The organism is Streptococcus mitis (assembly GCF_047464035.1).
GTDB classification, from domain to species: domain Bacteria; phylum Bacillota; class Bacilli; order Lactobacillales; family Streptococcaceae; genus Streptococcus; species Streptococcus mitis_DX.
This window is the reverse complement of the sequence record NZ_JASHCQ010000007.1, coordinates 52,927-70,865: the sequence shown is the minus strand read 5'-3', so window position 1 is coordinate 70,865 and position 17,939 is coordinate 52,927. Positions and strand designations below refer to the sequence as shown.

12 protein-coding genes, 1 tRNA gene, 2 rRNA genes, 1 other RNA gene and 3 pseudogenes are annotated in these 17,939 nt (G+C 40.7%); 18 read left to right on the top strand and 1 reads right to left on the bottom strand.

Annotation, left to right across the window (positions count from 1 at the left end):
• From QM818_RS03945 to QM818_RS03865, 17 genes and pseudogenes are all read left to right on the top strand, one after another.
• Positions 1-93, top strand: a 23S ribosomal RNA gene (locus tag QM818_RS03945); the annotation flags it as partial.
• Between the two features lie 76 nt (positions 94-169).
• Positions 170-285, top strand: a 5S ribosomal RNA gene (rrf, locus tag QM818_RS03940).
• A 5-nt stretch (positions 286-290) separates the two neighbouring features.
• Positions 291-364 (top strand) — tRNA-Asn (locus tag QM818_RS03935).
• Positions 365-743: 379 nt separating this feature from the next.
• On the top strand, positions 744-977 hold the full coding sequence (gene comW / locus QM818_RS03930) for a sigma(X)-activator ComW (protein WP_045606484.1): 234 nt from the start codon (positions 744-746) through the stop codon (positions 975-977).
• A 233-nt stretch (positions 978-1,210) separates the two neighbouring features.
• Entirely contained in the window at positions 1,211-2,497 is a 1,287-nt protein-coding gene (locus tag QM818_RS03925; protein ID WP_004237599.1) for an adenylosuccinate synthase, read from the top strand.
• A 199-nt stretch (positions 2,498-2,696) separates the two neighbouring features.
• Positions 2,697-3,164, top strand: coding sequence for a tRNA adenosine(34) deaminase TadA (gene tadA, locus QM818_RS03920; protein WP_414299941.1), 468 nt, complete (start codon positions 2,697-2,699; stop codon positions 3,162-3,164).
• Positions 3,165-3,196: 32 nt separating this feature from the next.
• Positions 3,197-3,294: signal recognition particle sRNA small type (ffs, locus tag QM818_RS03915), an RNA gene on the top strand.
• Positions 3,295-3,350: 56 nt separating this feature from the next.
• Positions 3,351-3,794 carry a dUTP diphosphatase gene (locus QM818_RS03910; RefSeq protein ID WP_000701987.1) on the top strand — a complete coding sequence of 148 codons (444 nt, stop codon included), beginning with the start codon at positions 3,351-3,353 and terminating at the stop codon, positions 3,792-3,794.
• Positions 3,754-4,311 (top strand): histidine phosphatase family protein, encoded by a 558-nt coding sequence (locus tag QM818_RS03905; RefSeq protein WP_261081408.1) that lies wholly within the window; start codon positions 3,754-3,756, stop codon positions 4,309-4,311. Before QM818_RS03910 ends, QM818_RS03905 begins: the two co-directional genes overlap by 41 nt.
• Positions 4,312-4,324: 13 nt before the next feature.
• On the top strand, positions 4,325-5,686 hold the full coding sequence (gene radA, locus QM818_RS03900) for a DNA repair protein RadA (protein WP_414299942.1): 1,362 nt from the start codon (positions 4,325-4,327) through the stop codon (positions 5,684-5,686).
• Positions 5,687-5,758: 72 nt separating this feature from the next.
• Entirely contained in the window at positions 5,759-6,256 is a 498-nt protein-coding gene (locus QM818_RS03895) for a beta-class carbonic anhydrase (protein ID WP_077804518.1), read from the top strand.
• 24 nt (positions 6,257-6,280) lie between these two features.
• The gene (locus tag QM818_RS03890; protein ID WP_247930558.1) at positions 6,281-7,096 is read left to right on the top strand and encodes a PrsW family intramembrane metalloprotease; all 816 of its coding nucleotides are present in this window, start codon (positions 6,281-6,283) and stop codon (positions 7,094-7,096) included.
• A 144-nt stretch (positions 7,097-7,240) separates the two neighbouring features.
• Positions 7,241-8,209, top strand: coding sequence for a ribose-phosphate diphosphokinase (locus tag QM818_RS03885; protein ID WP_033682853.1), 969 nt, complete (start codon positions 7,241-7,243; stop codon positions 8,207-8,209).
• 223 nt (positions 8,210-8,432) lie between these two features.
• Positions 8,433-9,296, top strand: a pseudogene (locus QM818_RS03880) (Rpn family recombination-promoting nuclease/putative transposase).
• A 14-nt stretch (positions 9,297-9,310) separates the two neighbouring features.
• Positions 9,311-9,659: pseudogene (locus tag QM818_RS03875) on the top strand (Rpn family recombination-promoting nuclease/putative transposase); the annotation flags it as partial.
• Positions 9,614-10,357, top strand: a complete 744-nt coding sequence (locus QM818_RS03870) for a carboxypeptidase-like regulatory domain-containing protein (protein ID WP_414299940.1) — start codon at positions 9,614-9,616, stop codon at positions 10,355-10,357. The pseudogene QM818_RS03875 and the gene QM818_RS03870, both read left to right, overlap by 46 nt.
• Before the next feature lie 210 nt (positions 10,358-10,567).
• The gene (locus QM818_RS03865) at positions 10,568-14,083 is read left to right on the top strand and encodes an SIALI-17 repeat-containing surface protein (RefSeq protein WP_414299939.1); all 3,516 of its coding nucleotides are present in this window, start codon (positions 10,568-10,570) and stop codon (positions 14,081-14,083) included.
• 138 nt (positions 14,084-14,221) lie between these two features.
• On the opposite strand, the pseudogene QM818_RS03860 reads toward QM818_RS03865, so the two are convergent.
• Positions 14,222-15,120 (bottom strand): annotated as a pseudogene (locus QM818_RS03860) (Rpn family recombination-promoting nuclease/putative transposase).
• A 147-nt stretch (positions 15,121-15,267) separates the two neighbouring features.
• Here QM818_RS03860 and polA point away from each other — a divergent pair.
• Positions 15,268-17,901, top strand: a complete 2,634-nt coding sequence (polA, locus tag QM818_RS03855; protein WP_261080942.1) for a DNA polymerase I — start codon at positions 15,268-15,270, stop codon at positions 17,899-17,901.
• The last annotated feature ends 38 nt before the right edge of the window (positions 17,902-17,939 follow it).

Sequence of the window (17,939 nt, the reverse complement as noted above, 5' to 3'; positions counted from 1 at the left end):
GAGCCCTGAGAGATGATCAGGTAGATAGGTTAGAAGTGGAAGTGTGGCGACACATGTAGCGGACTAATACTAATAGCTCGAGGACTTATCCAAAGTAACTGAGAATATGAAAGCGAACGGTTTTCTTGGTTTGAATAGATATTCAATTTTGAGTAGGTATTACTCAGAGTTAAGTGACGATAGCCTAGGAGATACACCTGTACCCATGCCGAACACAGAAGTTAAGCCCTAGAACGCCGGAAGTAGTTGGGGGTTGCCCCCTGTGAGATATGGAAGTCGCTTAGCTTTAATCCGCCATAGCTCAGTTGGTAGTAGCGCATGACTGTTAATCATGATGTCGTAGGTTCGAGTCCTACTGGCGGAGTAGTTAAGAAAAAAGAGGTTTAGGCCTCTTTTTTTGTAATTAATAATCTATTTAGTGTTATTTGGTGTGAGATATTTTTGCTGAGTAAAGTTTCAGAGCCCTCCGTTTTCGATCAAGGAGATCTTTTTAGTACTTTAATTGAGGGTAGCGAAGAGGCTAAACGTTGCGGACTGTAAATATGATCCTTCGAGGGGTTCGCATCCTTCCGCTTCCATTATCTTAGTTTTTGAAATTTAGGTAGTATATTTGTTCCTATTCTGTCAACTTTTCCTATTTGTTATCTTTTTGAGGTTGGTATTTGAGCAATTCAGGATTTTATAATAACTGTTTATAATTTTTTGTTAGAATAAGGTCATAAAAAGAAAAGGAGTATATATTTATGCTACAAAGTATTTATGATCAGATGATGGATTTTTATAGAAATATTGAAGAAGAGTATGGTATGTTCTTGGGTGATAATTTTGATTGGGAACATGTTCATTTTAAGTTTTTGATTTATTATCTTGTCCGATATCGTATTGTGAGTCATCGGGATTTTATTGTTTACCATTATCGTGTTGCTTATCGTTTGTATCTTGAAAAATTGATAATGAGACAGGGTTTTGTTGCTTGATGAGACAGTATGAGTTAATTTCCGAACAAATTTTACTTTTTGTGGAAAAATAATGATAAATAGCCGGAATTTTTTCTAAAACATTTTTTAATAGTTGGAAATAGCAAATCTTTCTATTGTTTCTTCTTGATAAAAAGGCGATTTTTTCTTATAATAAATTGTAAGATATAATTGCAGGTGAGAGTCCTGCCATGTATGTGAGAAAGGAAGAGCCTGAGGGCTCAGACAAGATTATGACTTCAGTTGTTGTTGTAGGTACCCAATGGGGTGATGAAGGTAAAGGGAAGATTACAGACTTCCTTTCAGCGAATGCAGAAGTGATTGCGCGTTACCAAGGTGGTGATAATGCAGGTCACACGATTGTGATTGATGGCAAGAAGTTTAAATTGCACTTGATTCCATCTGGGATTTTCTTCCCTGAAAAAATCTCTGTTATTGGGAATGGTATGGTTGTAAATCCTAAATCTCTTGTGAAAGAGTTGAGCTATCTTCATGAGGAAGGTGTTACAACTGATAACTTGCGTATTTCTGATCGCGCGCATGTCATTTTGCCTTATCATATCGAGTTAGATCGTTTGCAAGAAGAAGCTAAGGGCGACAATAAGATTGGTACTACAATTAAGGGAATTGGTCCAGCTTATATGGACAAAGCTGCTCGTGTTGGGATTCGTATCGCAGATCTTTTGGATAAAGATATTTTCCGTGAGCGTTTAGAACGTAACCTTGCTGAAAAGAATCGTCTTTTTGAAAAATTATATGATAGTAAAGCGATTGATTTCGATGATATTTTTGAAGAATATTACGAATATGGTCAACAAATCAAGAAATATGTGACAGACACATCTGTTATTTTGAATGATGCGCTTGATAACGGTAAACGTGTGCTTTTTGAAGGTGCACAAGGTGTTATGCTAGATATCGACCAAGGTACCTATCCATTTGTTACGTCATCAAACCCTGTGGCTGGTGGTGTGACCATTGGTTCTGGTGTTGGTCCAAGTAAGATTGATAAGGTTGTAGGTGTATGTAAGGCTTATACGAGTCGTGTAGGAGATGGTCCTTTCCCAACTGAGTTGTTTGATGAAGTGGGAGAACGTATCCGTGAAGTAGGTCATGAATATGGGACAACAACTGGTCGTCCACGTCGTGTTGGTTGGTTTGACTCAGTTGTCATGCGTCATAGTCGCCGTGTTTCTGGTATCACTAACCTTTCATTGAACTCTATCGATGTTTTGAGTGGTTTAGATACTGTGAAAATCTGTGTGGCCTATGATCTTGATGGTCAACGTATTGACTACTATCCAGCTAGTCTTGAGCAATTGAAACGTTGCAAACCTATCTATGAAGAGTTGCCAGGTTGGTCAGAAGATATTACTGGAGTTCGTAATTTGGAAGATCTTCCTGAGAATGCGCGTAACTATGTTCGTCGTGTGAGCGAATTGGTTGGCGTTCGTATTTCTACTTTCTCAGTAGGTCCTGGTCGTGAACAAACAAATATTTTAGAAAGTGTTTGGTCCTAAGAGATTTTTAAGATTTGTTTAAGATAGGTCGGGTATACTATAGACAGTTACAAGAAGACCTCCTAACTTGTTGTAACAAATATCCTAAACTTTTCTTTTTCATAATAATCTCCCTATAAAGTCACCGCATTCGGTGGCTTTTTTTGTGTTGGGATTCATGATATAATAATAAAATCGATAAGTAGGAAAAGAGAAACGGATGAATTATACAGTTGAAGAAAAAGAAGTCTTTATGAGGGAAGCTTTGAGAGAGGCTGAGATTGCTCTTGAACACGATGAAATTCCAATTGGTTGTGTGATTGTCAAGGACGGAGAAATCATTGGTCGTGGGCATAATGCGCGTGAGGAGTTGCAACGAGCGGTTATGCATGCGGAGATTATGGCCATAGAGAATGCGAACCTGAGTGAGGAGAGCTGGCGCTTGCTTGATTGCACGCTTTTTGTGACCATTGAGCCTTGTGTCATGTGTAGTGGGGCGATTGGGCTTGCCCGCATTTCAAACGTGGTCTATGGGGCTAAAAACCAGAAATTTGGCGCTGCTGGGAGTTTGTACGATATCTTGACAGATGAGCGTCTCAATCATCGTGTGGAGGTTGAAACGGGAATTTTGGAAGATGAATGCGCAGCTATTATGCAGGATTTTTTTAGAAATCGCCGGAAAAAATAATTTTGCTTTTAAAATGAATAGGAATGTGATATAATAAATAGTGGAGCAACAGTTCTGCGTGAAGCGGGTCAGGGGAGGAATCCAGCAGCCCTAAGCGATTTGAATTGTGTGCTCTTTTTTTCGTGCTTTTTCCGAATAAATAAGATAGAATAATCTAGAGTAAATGATAATAGAAAAGAGAAGATGATGAAAATTCGTGGTTTTGAATTGGTTTCTAGTTTTACAGATGAAAATTTATTGCCTAAGCGTGAGACAGCGCATGCGGCTGGTTACGACTTAAAGGTTGCTGTGCGCACAGTTATCGCTCCAGGAGAGATTGTCTTGGTTCCGACAGGGGTTAAGGCTTATATGCAGCCGACTGAGGTTCTTTATCTCTATGATCGCTCTTCAAACCCTCGTAAGAAGGGATTGGTTTTAATTAACTCAGTTGGGGTCATTGATGGGGATTATTATGGAAATCCTGGCAATGAAGGGCATATTTTTGCGCAGATGAAGAATATCACAGACCAAGAGGTTGTTCTTGAAGTTGGGGAACGTGTTGTCCAGGCTGTCTTTGCTCCGTTCTTAATTGCAGATGGAGATGCGGCTGATGGCGTTCGAACTGGTGGGTTTGGATCGACTGGGCACTAGAATGAAGATTATCTTTGTACGTCACGGAGAGCCAGATTACCGTGAGTTAGAGGAACGTTCTTATACAGGTTTTGGGATGGACCTCGCTCCCTTATCTGAGGAAGGAAGACTGCAGGCTCAGAAACTGAGCAAAAATCCTTTACTCCCTTCAGCTGAAATAATCGTATCTTCTGCAGTCACAAGAGCTTTAGAAACTGCATCTTATGTGGTTTGTGCTACTGGACTTCATTTGAGAGTGGAGCCATTATTACATGAATGGCAGGTCTATGAAAGTGGAACAGATAATTTTGAAAAAGCTCGTACTATGTTTCTAGAAAATAAGGGGGAGTTACTTCCTAATAGTCCTATTCAATATGAGACAGCTACGGAGATGAAGTCTCGGTTTCTAGAATGCATGGCTAAGTATCGAGATTATCAGACCGTGATAGTGGTAACTCATAGAATGCTCATGCGCCAATTTGTACCAGACGAGAAGATTGATTTTTGCCAAGTGATTGAGTGTGAGTTAGAGATATAGAAAGAGGTTTATCATCGCAAAGAAAAAAGCGACATTTGTGTGTCAAAATTGTGAATATAATTCACCTAAGTATCTAGGACGCTGTCCCAACTGTGGAGCTTGGTCTTCTTTTGTAGAAGAAGTTGAGGTTGCCGAGGTCAAGAATGCGCGTGTGTCCTTGACAGGTGAGAAAACTAAACCTATGAAACTGGCTGAGGTGACTTCAATCAACGTTAATCGAACCAAGACGGAGATGGAAGAATTCAACCGTGTACTTGGTGGAGGTGTGGTACCAGGAAGTCTCGTCCTCATCGGTGGGGATCCTGGAATCGGGAAATCGACCCTTCTCCTACAAGTCTCAACCCAGTTGTCCCAAGTGGGGACGGTTTTCTACGTCAGTGGGGAGGAGTCTGCCCAGCAAATCAAGTTACGGGCAGAGCGCTTGGGTGATATTGATAGCGAGTTTTATCTCTATGCAGAGACTAATATGCAGAGTGTTCGCGCAGAGGTAGAGCGCATCCAACCAGACTTCCTCATTATTGACTCTATCCAGACCATTATGTCTCCTGAAATTTCAGGGGTGCAGGGATCTGTTTCTCAGGTGCGTGAGGTGACTGCTGAGCTCATGCAGCTGGCTAAGACTAATAATATTGCCATCTTTATCGTGGGCCATGTGACCAAGGAGGGAACCTTGGCTGGGCCTCGTATGTTGGAGCATATGGTGGATACGGTGCTTTACTTTGAAGGGGAGCGTCACCATACCTTTCGTATCTTGAGAGCGGTCAAAAACCGTTTTGGCTCTACCAATGAAATTGGGATTTTTGAGATGCAGTCGGGTGGCTTGGTTGAGGTCCTCAATCCGAGTCAAGTTTTTCTAGAAGAGCGTTTGGATGGGGCGACTGGTTCGTCAATCGTTGTGACCATGGAAGGGACGCGTCCAATTTTAGCGGAGGTTCAGGCCTTGGTAACACCGACCATGTTTGGAAATGCCAAGCGTACGACGACAGGACTTGATTTTAATCGTGCGAGTTTGATTATGGCTGTTTTGGAAAAGCGTGCAGGTCTTCTCTTGCAAAATCAGGATGCCTATCTCAAATCTGCTGGCGGTGTTAAATTGGATGAACCTGCGATAGACTTAGCTGTTGCGGTTGCTATTGCTTCGAGTTATAAAGACAAGCCAACTAATCCTCAGGAATGTTTTGTAGGAGAACTTGGTTTGACGGGAGAGATTCGGCGCGTGAATCGTATCGAACAACGCATCAATGAAGCTGCTAAACTGGGATTTACTAAGATTTATGTACCTAAGAATTCTTTGACAGGAATCACTCCGCCTAAGGAAATTCAGGTCATTGGAGTAACAACGATTCAGGAAGTTTTGAAAAAGGTCTTTGCATAATCCGTGACAAATCCTTTTAAAAATGATAAGATAGGAGAAATATTTGACTATCAAATTTTCGAGGAGGGAATCGTGTCGTATTTTGAACAGTTTATGCAAGCCAATCAGGCTTATGTTGCCCTACATGGGCAGTTAAATCTGCCACTTAAACCCAAAACTAGAGTAGCCATTGTGACCTGTATGGACTCTCGTTTGCACGTTGCGCAAGCTCTAGGTTTGGCACTTGGGGATGCTCATATCTTGCGGAATGCAGGTGGTCGAGTGACTGAGGACATGATTCGTTCGCTAGTTATTTCCCAGCAACAAATGGGGACAAGAGAGATTGTGGTATTGCACCATACAGACTGTGGTGCTCAGACTTTTGAAAATGGTCCTTTTCAGGAGTATCTGAAAGAGGAATTAGGTGTCGATGTGTCAGACCAGGATTTCTTGCCCTTCCAAAATATAGAGGAGAGTGTGCGCGAGGATATGCAACTCCTTATCGAGTCTCCCCTAATACCAGATGATGTCATTATCTCTGGTGCTATTTACGATGTGGATACAGGAAGTATGACAGTCGTAGAATTATAAATACTTCATTTAGAAAGAAAGTGTATGAAGAAAAACAGTATTTTATTTATTTTTATCTTATTGCTATGTATTGGTTTGCAGTATGAAACTATCTACTATACGGATGGTTCGATGTCAGGTGCGGAATATGGACTAATGGGAGTTTCTATCTTTCTAGCTCTCTTTTACATGATTCCGGCTCTTTATTTCCTTTTCCGTATTGGGAAAAAATGGGAATTGCCAAAGAACGCTTTGATTCTGTCTTTATTGGGTGGGATGTTCCTTTCAGGCTGGTTGTCTAGCTTTGCTAATACTTATATCCATGATTTATTGGAGTTTCTTTTCCCAGATAGTGCATTTTTAAATGCCTTTGAAAGTGCTATTGTGGCTCCTTTGGTAGAAGAACCCTTGAAATTATTGCCACTTGTTTTTGTTTTAGCTTTGGTTCCTGTGCGAAAATTAAAATCTTTGTTTTTACTTGGAATTGCTTCTGGTTTGGGATTTCAAATGATTGAGGATATTGGCTATATTCGTATGGATTTGCCAGAGGGCTTTGACTTTACTATTTCGAGAATTTTAGAGCGTATCATCTCAGGAATTGCCTCTCACTGGACTTTTTCAGGTCTGGCTGTAGTAGGTGTTTACTTGCTTTACAGAGCTTATAAAGGGCAGAAGGTTGGCAAGAAAGAGGGGCTTATTTTCCTAGGTTTAGCCTTGGGAACTCATTTCTTGTTTAATTCTCCTTTTGTTGAATTGGAGACAGAATTGCCCCTAGCGATTCCAGTGGTGACGGCTATTGCTCTCTATGGTTTTTATCAGGCTTATCGCTTTGTTGAGAAGCACAATGAGTTGATGAACTAGAATATTTTTTAAAAGAATGATGCAAGGGTACAAATATGGTGCCCTTCTTTTATTTTTGATTGAAAAATAGTGTAAAAAGCGCTACAATGGTAGATGGAAAATCTTGTGAAAAGCACAAGCGATACATATATACCGGAGGAAATCATGTCTTTTTCTGATTTAAAGCTGTTTGCCCTTTCTTCTAATCAAGAATTGGCAAAACGTGTGGCGCAGGAGATTGGGATAGAGTTGGGGAAATCAAGTGTTCGCCAATTTTCAGATGGAGAGATTCAGGTCAACATCGAAGAATCAATCCGTGGGAAACACGTCTTTATCCTACAATCAACTAGCTCGCCTGTAAATGACAATCTGCTTGAAATTTTGATTATGGTGGATGCTTTGAAGCGTGCCAGTGCAGAATCTGTCAATGTTGTCATGCCTTACTATGGGTATGCACGTCAGGATAGAAAGGCGAGAGCGCGTGAGCCAATCACTTCAAAACTTGTCGCAAATATGCTTGAAGTAGCTGGAGTGGATCGTTTATTGACCATCGACTTGCATGCTGCGCAGATTCAAGGGTTCTTTGATATTCCTGTGGATCATTTGATGGGAGCTCCTCTGATTGCGGATTATTTTGAGCGTCGTGGCATGGTTGGTTCTGACTATGTGGTTGTCAGCCCAGACCATGGAGGAGTGACTCGTGCCCGTAAGTTGGCAGAATTTTTGAAAACATCTATTGCTATTATTGATAAACGTCGTAGCGTTGATAAGATGAATACTAGTGAAGTCATGAACATCATCGGTAAGGTTGAAGGCAAGACTTGTATCTTGATTGATGATATGATTGATACTGCTGGAACGATTTGTCATGCGGCAGATGCTCTTGCGGAAGCTGGTGCTGTTGAAGTCTATGCAAGCTGTACGCACCCAGTTCTTTCTGGTCCTGCCATGGACAATATCCAAAAATCAGCTATTAAGAAATTGGTTGTTTTGGATACAATCTACTTGCCAGAAGAGCGTTTGATCGATAAGATTGAGCAAATTTCAATCGCTCATCTCCTAGGGGATGCTATTGTACGTATCCATGAAAAACGCCCACTTTCTCCACTTTTCAGTATTGAGAAAAAGATTTAATGACCAAGCCTGAGATGATTCTCAGGTTTTTTCATCTCTTTTTCGAATAAATAGATAGTAACAGTGAATCTAGGAAAACTAGATTTAATACTCTTCGAAAATCAAATTCAAACCACGTCAACGTCGCCTTGCCGTACTCAAGTACAGCCTGCGGCTAGTTTCCTAGTTTGCTCTTTGATTTTCATTGAGTATAAGACTATGGTATAATAAAAGGAGGAAAAGGATGATTCTCAGACATCCGGGCATCAGCCCAACCAATGATTTAGTTGCTAAGAAGATTTTTAGCAATCCAGAAATCACTTGTCAATTTATACGCGATATGCTGGACTTGCCAGCAAAAAATGTGACCATTTTGGAGGGAAGCAATATTCATGTCTTGCCTTCCCTGCCTTATTCAGCGCAGGATTTCTATACCAGTATAGACGTCTTGGCAGAGTTGGACAATGGGACACAGGTTATTATCGAAATTCAGGTGCATCATCAAAATTTTTTCATTAATCGCCTGTGGGCTTATTTGTGCAGTCAGGTCAATCAAAATCTTGAAAAAATTCGCCAGCAAGAAGGCAATACTCATCGAAGTTACAAACACATCGCACCAGTATATGCTATCGCAATTGTGGACAGCAACTACTTTCAGGATGATTTAGCCTTTCACAGTTTTAGTATGCGAGAGGATACGACGGGTGAGGTTTTGACAATTACAAACAATGGACAGGAAAACCATCTAGTAAAGATGGCATTCTTAGAACTAAAAAAGTACAGAGAGACCAGCAAGGATAGTGTTCGCAAGCCGTGGTTGGAGTTTTTTGGGAATAAACCCTTTACCCAAGAACCCGAGCGAGCCATTAGCCAAGCAGACCAACTGCTGGACTACAAGAGCTGGTCCGAGGAGGACAGGAAAATGTTTAGTGAACAACGCAGACGCGAAGAACAAGCCTTGTTAGCACAGGACTATACTTTGTAACAAGCTGAAGAAAAAGGACTGAAAAAAGGATTAGTAAATCTCGTTCGCCAGCATCTTTTAACCGTTGAGGTTGCCAGCCAGCAATTAGGCATGACAGTAGCTGAGTTTGAGTCACTCTTATAAGACCATCACAAGTAATAGCATTCTTGGAATTAAAAAAATACAGAGAAACCAGCAAAGATGAGGTTCGTAAGCCGTGGTTGGAGTTTTTCGGCAACAAACCCTTTACTCAGTAGCCAGAGCGATCCATCAGCCAGGCAGACCAACTGCTGGACTACAAGAGCTGGTCCGAGGAGGACAGGAAAATGTTTAGTCAACTACGTATGCGAGAAGAGAAAGCCTTGTTAGCACAGGACTATGCCTTGGAACAAGCTGAAGAAAAAGGATTAGAGCGTGGGAAAGTTGAAGGAAGGGAAACTTTTTGCCTTTTTAGATATGGTATGTCAACATGTTTTAACTTCCGAAGTTGCCAGTCAGCAGTTGTAGCTGCAACAGCAGCTATTAACGCAGCTCCAGTTCATGCATATGGTAACTGGTCAGGATGGGATGGTAGTGCAGGAAACCCAACACACCAAGATGGTGTAGTTGCTCCAGCTAACCAATACAAACCAGCGAAGCCAGTTACTAACCCACGCGGTTCTAATGACAACGGTTATGGTACTCCAACGCATACAAAAGGTACAGTTGCTGTAACAGTTATCGATCTTTCTACTGGTAAACCAGTAGCAGGTGCGACTGTTGACTTCAACGCTGGTGGTAAAACTTCATCAGTAACAACAGGTGCTGATGGTGTTGCTACTTTGTCAGATGTTGAACCAGGAACAGCCGTTTCGTATCGTTTGAATGTTCCAGCTGGATATGAGGAAGACTCATACAATGGTTATGTTACAGCAGTTGCTGGTAATGTTCCTGCAACATTCTCAATTCGCCCAGCAACACTTCAAAACAACCGCGATACAATTCATCCAGCACAACCAGGTCAATCATATGGTGAAGAAGTTAAATCACCATGGGTTAAAGATGACAAAGGTCAATGGAGCTATGTTCTTGATGAAAAAGGAACAAAAGCTACTGGTTGGAAACAAATTGATGGCAAATGGTACTATGCTTATAGTTCAGGAGCTCTTGCTGTCAGGACTACAATCAATGGTTACACAGTAAATGCCAACGATGAGTGGGTTTAAAAGTGTAAAATTTACCATAGAAAATGTAAATAATGAAAAGAAAATAAAAAGAAAGCTTATAAAACAGGCTTTCTTTTTCTGTTAAGAGAGGTATATTTGGGAATCAATATAAAAATATAAATGTAAAGATAAAATAACCTATCACTTGATTATATTTTTAGAAAGCGTTATAATAAATCTAAATATGATTCTAAAAAAGGGGTTTCAAAAATGGATAAAAAGAAAATGATTTTAACTAGCTTGGCTAGTGTGGCTGTTTTGGGAGCGGCATTTGCGGCATCTCAACCATCAGTCGTGAAAGCTGCAGAGGATAATACAGCTACTGCTTCATCTCAACCAGCTGGCACAACTGATACATCAGCAACTAATTCAAATAGCGCAACTAACCCTGCTGGAAATTCTGAGACAACAGAGCAACCAGCGGCTACTCAGCCAGCAGAAACTGGAGCTACTGACACTTCTAAATCAGAAGTTACAAGTCCAGAAATTAAACAAGCTGAAGCTGACGCTAAAAAAGCTGAAGGAAAGGTTACTGAAGCTCAAGCTAAAGTAGATACAACGACTGCAGCAGCTAAAGAAGCTGATACAAAACTTGAAGCAGAGAAAAAAGAAGCTGCTGATGCTAAAGTTGCAAAAACTGAAGCTGAAGAAGCTAAAAAAACTGCAGACGATGAATTAGCTGCAGCAAAAACAAAAGCTGCTGAAGCTGACGCTAAAGCTAAAGAAGAAGCGAAGAAAGAAGAAGATGCTAAGAAAGAAGAAGCAGATTCTAAAGATGCTTTAACCGAGGCTTTAAAACAATTACCTGATGATAACGCATTACTCGACAAAAAAGCAAAAGAGGAATTGTTGAAGGCTGTTGAATCTGGTGAATTAAAAGCTGGTGATGTTCTTGCTGAATTAGCAGATGATAATGAAAAAGCTGAAGCTAATAAAGAAACTGAGAAAAAATTAAGAAATAAAGACCAAGCTAATGAAGCTAACGTTGCAACAACTTCAGCTGAAGAAGCTAAATCTAAAGATCAATTACCAGAAAACATTAAAGCTGGAATTGACAAAGCTGAAAAAGCTGATGCTGCTCGTCCTGCATCAGAAAAAGCTCAAGATAAAGCTGATGACTTAGGTGAAAAAGTTGATACGCTTAAAGAAGATGCTGATGCATTAAAAGCTGAAGAAGATAAAAAAGCTGAAGCTCTTAAAAAACAAGAAGATACATTAAAAGAAGCTGAAGAAGCTCTTAAATCAGCTACAGATAACGGTTCTGATTCTGATATTGTTTCTTCATTAGATAAAGCTGTTAAGGCGATTAAAAAAGAGCGTGATGCTGCACAAAATGCATTTGATCAAGCTGCTTCGGATACTAAAGCTGTTGCTGATGAGCTAAACAAACTTACTGATGAGTACAACAAAGCTCTTGATGAAGTAAAAGCTGCTAAAGAAAAAGAGGCTAACGAGCCAGCTAAACCAGTAGAAGAAGAACCAGCTAAACCAGCAGAAAAAACAGAAGCTGAAAAAGCTGCTGAAGCTAAAGCAGAAGCCGATGCTAAAGTTGCTGAATTGCAGAAAAAAGCAGACGAAGCTAAAACAAAAGCAGATGAAGCTACAGCTAAAGCAGAAAAAGAAGCTGCTGATGTAAAAGCTGCACAAACTAAAAAAGAAGAAGCAGATAAAGCTAAAACTGACGCAGAAGCTGAATTAGCTAAAGCTAAAGAAGATGCGGCAAAAGCTAAAGCTAAAGTTGAAGAACTTAAAAAAGAAGAAGCTGAAACTAGAACTGCTCTTAAAGATGCTTTAGATCAATTAGAAAAAGGTATCGATGCTAATGCTAAGATTACAAATAAAGAAGAAGCTAAAAAAGCATTAGGTAAAGAAGATATTTTAGCTGCAGTTGAAAAAGGCGACTTAACTGCAGGAGATGTTCTTAAAGAATTAAAAGATCAAAATGAGACTGCTGAAGCTAACAAAAATCAAGATCCACAGGCAGACGAAATTGGCGCTACAAAACAAGAAGGAAAACCTCTTGCTGAACTTCCTACTGCTGATAAAGAAAAATTAGACGCTGCTTACAACAAAGAAGCTTCTAAACCAATCGTTAAAAAACTTCAAGATATCGCTGATGATATCGCTGAAAAAATTGAAAAATTAACTAAAGTAGCTGATAAAGACAAAGCTGATGCTACTGAAAAAGCTAAAGCTGTAGAAGAAAAAAATGCTGCATTAGATAAACAAAAAGAAACTTTAGAAAAAGCTAAAACTGCACTTGCAACAGCTAAGAAAAACAATGCTGAACAATCTATCCAAGATGGATTACAAGATGCTGTAACTAGATTAGAAGCTGCTGTTGCTTCTGCTAAAACTGCTGCAGATGAAGCTCAAGCTAAATTCGACGAAGTTAACGAAGTAGTGAAAGCTTACAAAGATGCAATCGATGAACTAACTGATGATTACAATGCAACTTTAGGTTATATCGAAAACTTAAAAGAAGTTCCTAAAGGTGAAGCACCAAAAGACTTCGCAGGTGGAGTAAATGATGATGAAGCAACTACTGAGCCTGCTAAGGAAGCGGATGAGGTTCCAACGGTTCCTAATGCTCCAGAATTCAATGGTGGGGTAAATCCTGCTGACGCTCCTACAGCTGAAGAAAAACCTGAATTCACAGGTGGAGTAAACGATGAAGAAGCGCCTACAACACCAGCAACTCCAGAGTTCAATAGTGGTGTAAATGATGATAATGCTCCTACTCAACCTAATAATCCTGAATTCAACGGAGGAGTAAATGATACAACACCTCCTACTGAACCTAATAAACCAGAGGGAGAAGCTCCAAAACCATCTAAACCTGAAACTTCAAACGGAGATGCACTTGTACAACCAGAACTTCCAGAATTCAATGGTGGAGTGAATGATACAACACCTCCAACTCCTGCAAAACCTGAAGGAGAAACTCCAAAACCAACTAAACCAGAAGCTTCAAACGGAGATGCACTTGTACAACCAGAACTTCCAGCATTCAAAGGCGGAGTTAACGCTGTTGAAGCTGCTGTTAATGAAATTCCAGAGTTTGGTGTTAATAACCCTGAAATCAAAAAAATCTTAGACGAAATCTCTAAAGTAAAAGAGCAAATCAAAGACAGCGAAGAAAATGAAGGTGTTGAAGATTATTATAAAGATGGATTAAAAGATCGTCTAGCTGATTTAGAAGATGCCTTAAATACTTTAATTAATAATAAAGCTGAGGTTCTATCTGGAAGTAATGATACAGAAGACTTAAAAGTCACACGCTATGTTGATATTGCTACTAACGCTGATATTTTGAATGCTGAAGAAGGTCATTTCAAAGGTAAATCAATTGCAGGTTATACTTTTGTGAAATCTGAAGAAAAAGATGGTATTATTACTAACTATTACAAAAAAGTAACTAATCACTATTCTACTCCAAATTCAGATCCAAGACTAACACCAACTCCTGGAAATCCTGTTCCAAATGAATCACAAGCTCCAACACCAGCTCCGGCTACACCAACAGCTGAGACACCATCAACTCCTGCGGTTGCACCAACTGTAGCAGGTACTAGCAAAGATAATACATATCAAGCTCCAGCTGCGAAAGCAGAAGATAAGAAAGAACTTCCTAACACTGGTGGTAAAGATAATGTTGCAGTTGCATCATTAGGATTCCTTGGATTGCTCCTAGGTGCCCTTCCATTTGTGAAACGCAAAAACTAATTAGTTGAAGATATAAAAGAGAAGGATTATGACCTTCTCTTTTTGTGATATGGACTATAGTGAGAGTTCTATTGAAAGAAGAAAAAAGTGAACAAAACGATGTTTCAGATTTGTTCACTTTTATATTATTCTATAAATTTACAACAAAGCCTCAAACTCAGCAACGGACATGCCCAACTGCTGGCTGGTAACCTCGGAAGTCAGGAGACCTTGACGAACCATGTCTAAGAAGGCAAAAAGTTTCCCTTCTTCCCTTCCTTCAACTTTCCCACGCTCTAAGCCTTTTTCTTCAGCTTGTTCCAAGGCATAGTCCTGTGCTAACAAGGCTTGTTCTTCGCGTCTGCGTTGTTCACTAAACATTTTCCTGTCCTCCTCGGACCAGCTCTTGTAGTCCAGCAGTTGGTCTGCTTGACTGATGGCTCGCTCGGGTTGTTGGGTAAAGGGCTTATTCCCGAAAAACTCCAACCACGGCTTTCGAATCTTGTCTTTGCTGGTTTCTCTGTATTTTTTAGTTCCAAGAATGCCATCTTGACTAGATGGTTTTCTTGTCCATTATTGGTTATGGTTAAAATCTCACCTGTCGTGTCCTCACGCATACTAAAGCTATGAAAAGCTAAATCATCTGAGAAGTAATTACTATCCACAATTGCGATAGCGTATACTGGTGCGATGTGTTTGTAACTCTGGTGCGTATTGCCCTCTTGCTGGCGAATTTTTTCGAGGTTTTGATTGACCTGACTGCACAAGTAAGCCCACAGGCGATTGATGAAAAAATTCTGATGATGCACCTGAATCTCAATAATTACTTGAGTACCGTTGTCCAACTCCGCCAAGACATCTATACTAGTGTAAAAATCCTGAGCTGAGTATGGTACGGAAGGCAAGACGTGAATATTGCTTCCCTCCAAAATGGTCACATTTTTGGCTGGCAAGTCCAGCATATCGCTAATAAATTGACAAGTGATTTCTGGGTTGTTAAAAATCTTCTTAGCCACTAAATCATTGGTCGGGCTGATGCCCGGATGACGTAATGTCATATTCTTTCTCCTTTCATTATAGCACATTTTTAAATCTAGGTTTACTAGATTCAATGCTTCTATCTATTTATTCGGAAAAAGTTTGAAAAATACTTGCTCTGGCTCTTCCTAATGGTATTTTTTGGTGCTTTCCTTTATAATGGGTGTATGGATAAGAAAAAATTATTATTGATTGATGGGTCTTCTGTTGCTTTTCGGGCGTTTTTTGCGCTCTATCAGCAGTTGGACCGTTTTAAGAATGCGGCTGGTTTGCATACCAATGCGATTTATGGCTTTCAGTTGATGTTGAGCCATTTGTTGGAGCGGGTTGAGCCTAGTCATATTTTGGTAGCTTTTGATGCGGGGAAGACGACCTTCCGTACAGAGATGTATGCGGACTATAAGGGTGGCCGGGCTAAGACTCCGGATGAGTTTCGTGAGCAATTTCCTTTCATTCGTGAATTGTTGGATCATATGGGGATTCGTCACTATGAGTTGGCTCAGTATGAGGCGGATGACATCATTGGGACACTGGATAAACTAGCAGAGCAGAATGGTTTTGATATTACCATTGTCAGTGGGGACAAGGATTTGATTCAGCTGACGGATGAGCATACGGTGGTTGAAATTTCCAAGAAAGGTGTGGCTGAGTTTGAGGCATTTACGCCAGAATATCTTATGGAAAAGCTGGGCATTACACCGACGCAGTTTATCGATCTTAAGGCGCTTATGGGAGATAAGTCGGATAATATTCCTGGGGTGACCAAAATCGGCGAAAAGACGGGTATCAAGCTCTTGCTGGAGCATGGCTCACTCGAGGGTATTTATGAAAATATCGATGAGATGAAGACTTCTAAGATGAAGGAAAATCTCATCAATGATAAGGAACAGGCCTTTTTGTCTAAAACACTGGCGACCATTGATACCAAGGCACCGATTGAGATTGGTTTAGAGGATTTGGTCTATAGTGGTCCAGATGTGGAAAATCTTGGGAAATTCTACGATGAGATGGGTTTCAAACAGCTCAAACAGGCTTTAAATGTGTCGTCAGCTGATGTGGCTGAGAGCTTGGACTTTACTATTGTTGACCAAGTCAGTCAAAATATGCTGAGTGAAGAGTCTATCTTCCATTTTGAGCTTTTTGGAGAGAATTACCATACGGATGATTTGGTTGGTTTTGCTTGGTCTTGTGGCGATAAGCTCTATGCTACAGACAAGATTGAGCTTTTGCAAGAGCTGATTTTCAAGGACTTTCTAGAAAAAACACCTCTGAGAGTTTATGACTTTAAGAAGGCTAAAGTTCTCTTGAATCGTTTGGGTGTGGATTTGCAGGCGCCTGCTTTTGACAGCCGTCTGGCTAAATACCTCCTTTCGACTGTGGAGGACAATGAAATTGCGACCATTGCGAGTCTTTACGGTCAGACTTATTTGGTTGATGATGAAACTTTCTATGGTAAGGGTGTAAAAAAGGCTCTTCCTGAACGTGAGAAATTCTTGGAACATTTGACGCGTAAGCTTGCTGTTTTGGTTGAGACTGAGCCTGTTTTACTTGAAAAACTCAGTGAAAATGGGCAATTAGAGCTTCTTTATGATATGGAGCAACCTCTAGCTTTTGTTCTTGCCAAGATGGAAATGGCTGGGATTACGGTCAAGAAAGAGACCTTGCTTGAGATGCAGGCTGAAAATGAGCTTGTCATTGAAAAACTGACTCAGGAGATTTACGAACTGGCTGGTGAGGAGTTTAACATCAACTCGCCTAAGCAGTTGGGCGTGCTTCTCTTTGAAAAATTGGGGTTACCTCTAGAATACACTAAGAAAACCAAGACTGGATACTCGACAGCGGTGGATGTCTTGGAGCGCCTTGCTCCTATTGCTCCGATTGTTAAGAAAATTCTTGACTATCGTCAGATTGCCAAGATTCAATCCACTTATGTAATTGGCTTGCAGGACTGGATTTTAGCTGATGGCAAGATTCATACTCGCTATGTTCAGGATTTGACCCAGACCGGGCGTCTGTCTAGTGTAGATCCAAACTTGCAAAATATCCCTGTGCGTTTGGAGCAGGGTCGTCTTATTCGTAAGGCTTTTGTGCCTGAGTGGGAGGATAGTGTGCTGCTCAGTTCGGACTATTCACAGATTGAATTGCGCGTTCTGGCGCATATTTCTAAGGATGAGCACTTGATTAATGCCTTCCAAGAGGGGGCAGATATCCATACTTCGACAGCTATGCGGGTCTTTGGCATTGAGCGTCCTGAGGATGTGACTCCAAACGACCGTCGCAATGCCAAGGCGGTTAACTTTGGAGTGGTTTACGGGATTTCCGACTTTGGCTTGTCTAATAATCTGGGTATTAGTCGTAAGGAGGCCAAGGCCTACATTGATACCTACTTTGAACGCTTCCCAGGTATTAAAAACTACATGGATGAAGTGGTGCGTGAGGCGCGTGATAAGGGCTATGTAGAGACCCTCTTCAAGCGTCGTCGTGAGTTGCCGGATATCAATTCGCGTAACTTTAACATTCGTGGTTTTGCGGAGCGGACTGCCATCAACTCTCCTATCCAGGGTTCCGCAGCAGATATTCTCAAGATTGCCATGATTCAGCTGGATAAAGCCTTGGTTGCAGGAGGTTATCAGACTAAGATGCTGTTACAAGTGCACGATGAAATCGTCCTTGAAGTGCCTAAATCGGAACTAGCAGAGATGAAAAAATTGGTCAAACAAACCATGGAAGAAGCCATTCAACTCAGTGTTCCCCTCATCGCAGATGAAAATGAAGGTGCAACCTGGTATGAGGCTAAATAAAAAGGGGGCTAGTCCTCCTTTTTTGTAGTAGAATTCTG

Coding starts and splice junctions, on each gene's coding strand:
- QM818_RS03925 (WP_004237599.1), top strand. CDS start 1,211: ATGACTTCAGTTGTTGTTGTAGGTACCCAATGGGGTGATGAAGGTAAA.
- comW (WP_045606484.1), top strand. CDS start 744: ATGCTACAAAGTATTTATGATCAGATGATGGATTTTTATAGAAATATT.
- QM818_RS03890 (WP_247930558.1), top strand. CDS start 6,281: ATGAAGAAAAACAGTATTTTATTTATTTTTATCTTATTGCTATGTATT.
- QM818_RS03870 (WP_414299940.1), top strand. CDS start 9,614: ATGTCAACATGTTTTAACTTCCGAAGTTGCCAGTCAGCAGTTGTAGCT.
- QM818_RS03910 (WP_000701987.1), top strand. CDS start 3,351: ATGAAAATTCGTGGTTTTGAATTGGTTTCTAGTTTTACAGATGAAAAT.
- polA (WP_261080942.1), top strand. CDS start 15,268: ATGGATAAGAAAAAATTATTATTGATTGATGGGTCTTCTGTTGCTTTT.
- QM818_RS03905 (WP_261081408.1), top strand. CDS start 3,754: ATGGCGTTCGAACTGGTGGGTTTGGATCGACTGGGCACTAGAATGAAG.
- tadA (WP_414299941.1), top strand. CDS start 2,697: ATGAATTATACAGTTGAAGAAAAAGAAGTCTTTATGAGGGAAGCTTTG.
- QM818_RS03865 (WP_414299939.1), top strand. CDS start 10,568: ATGGATAAAAAGAAAATGATTTTAACTAGCTTGGCTAGTGTGGCTGTT.
- QM818_RS03885 (WP_033682853.1), top strand. CDS start 7,241: ATGTCTTTTTCTGATTTAAAGCTGTTTGCCCTTTCTTCTAATCAAGAA.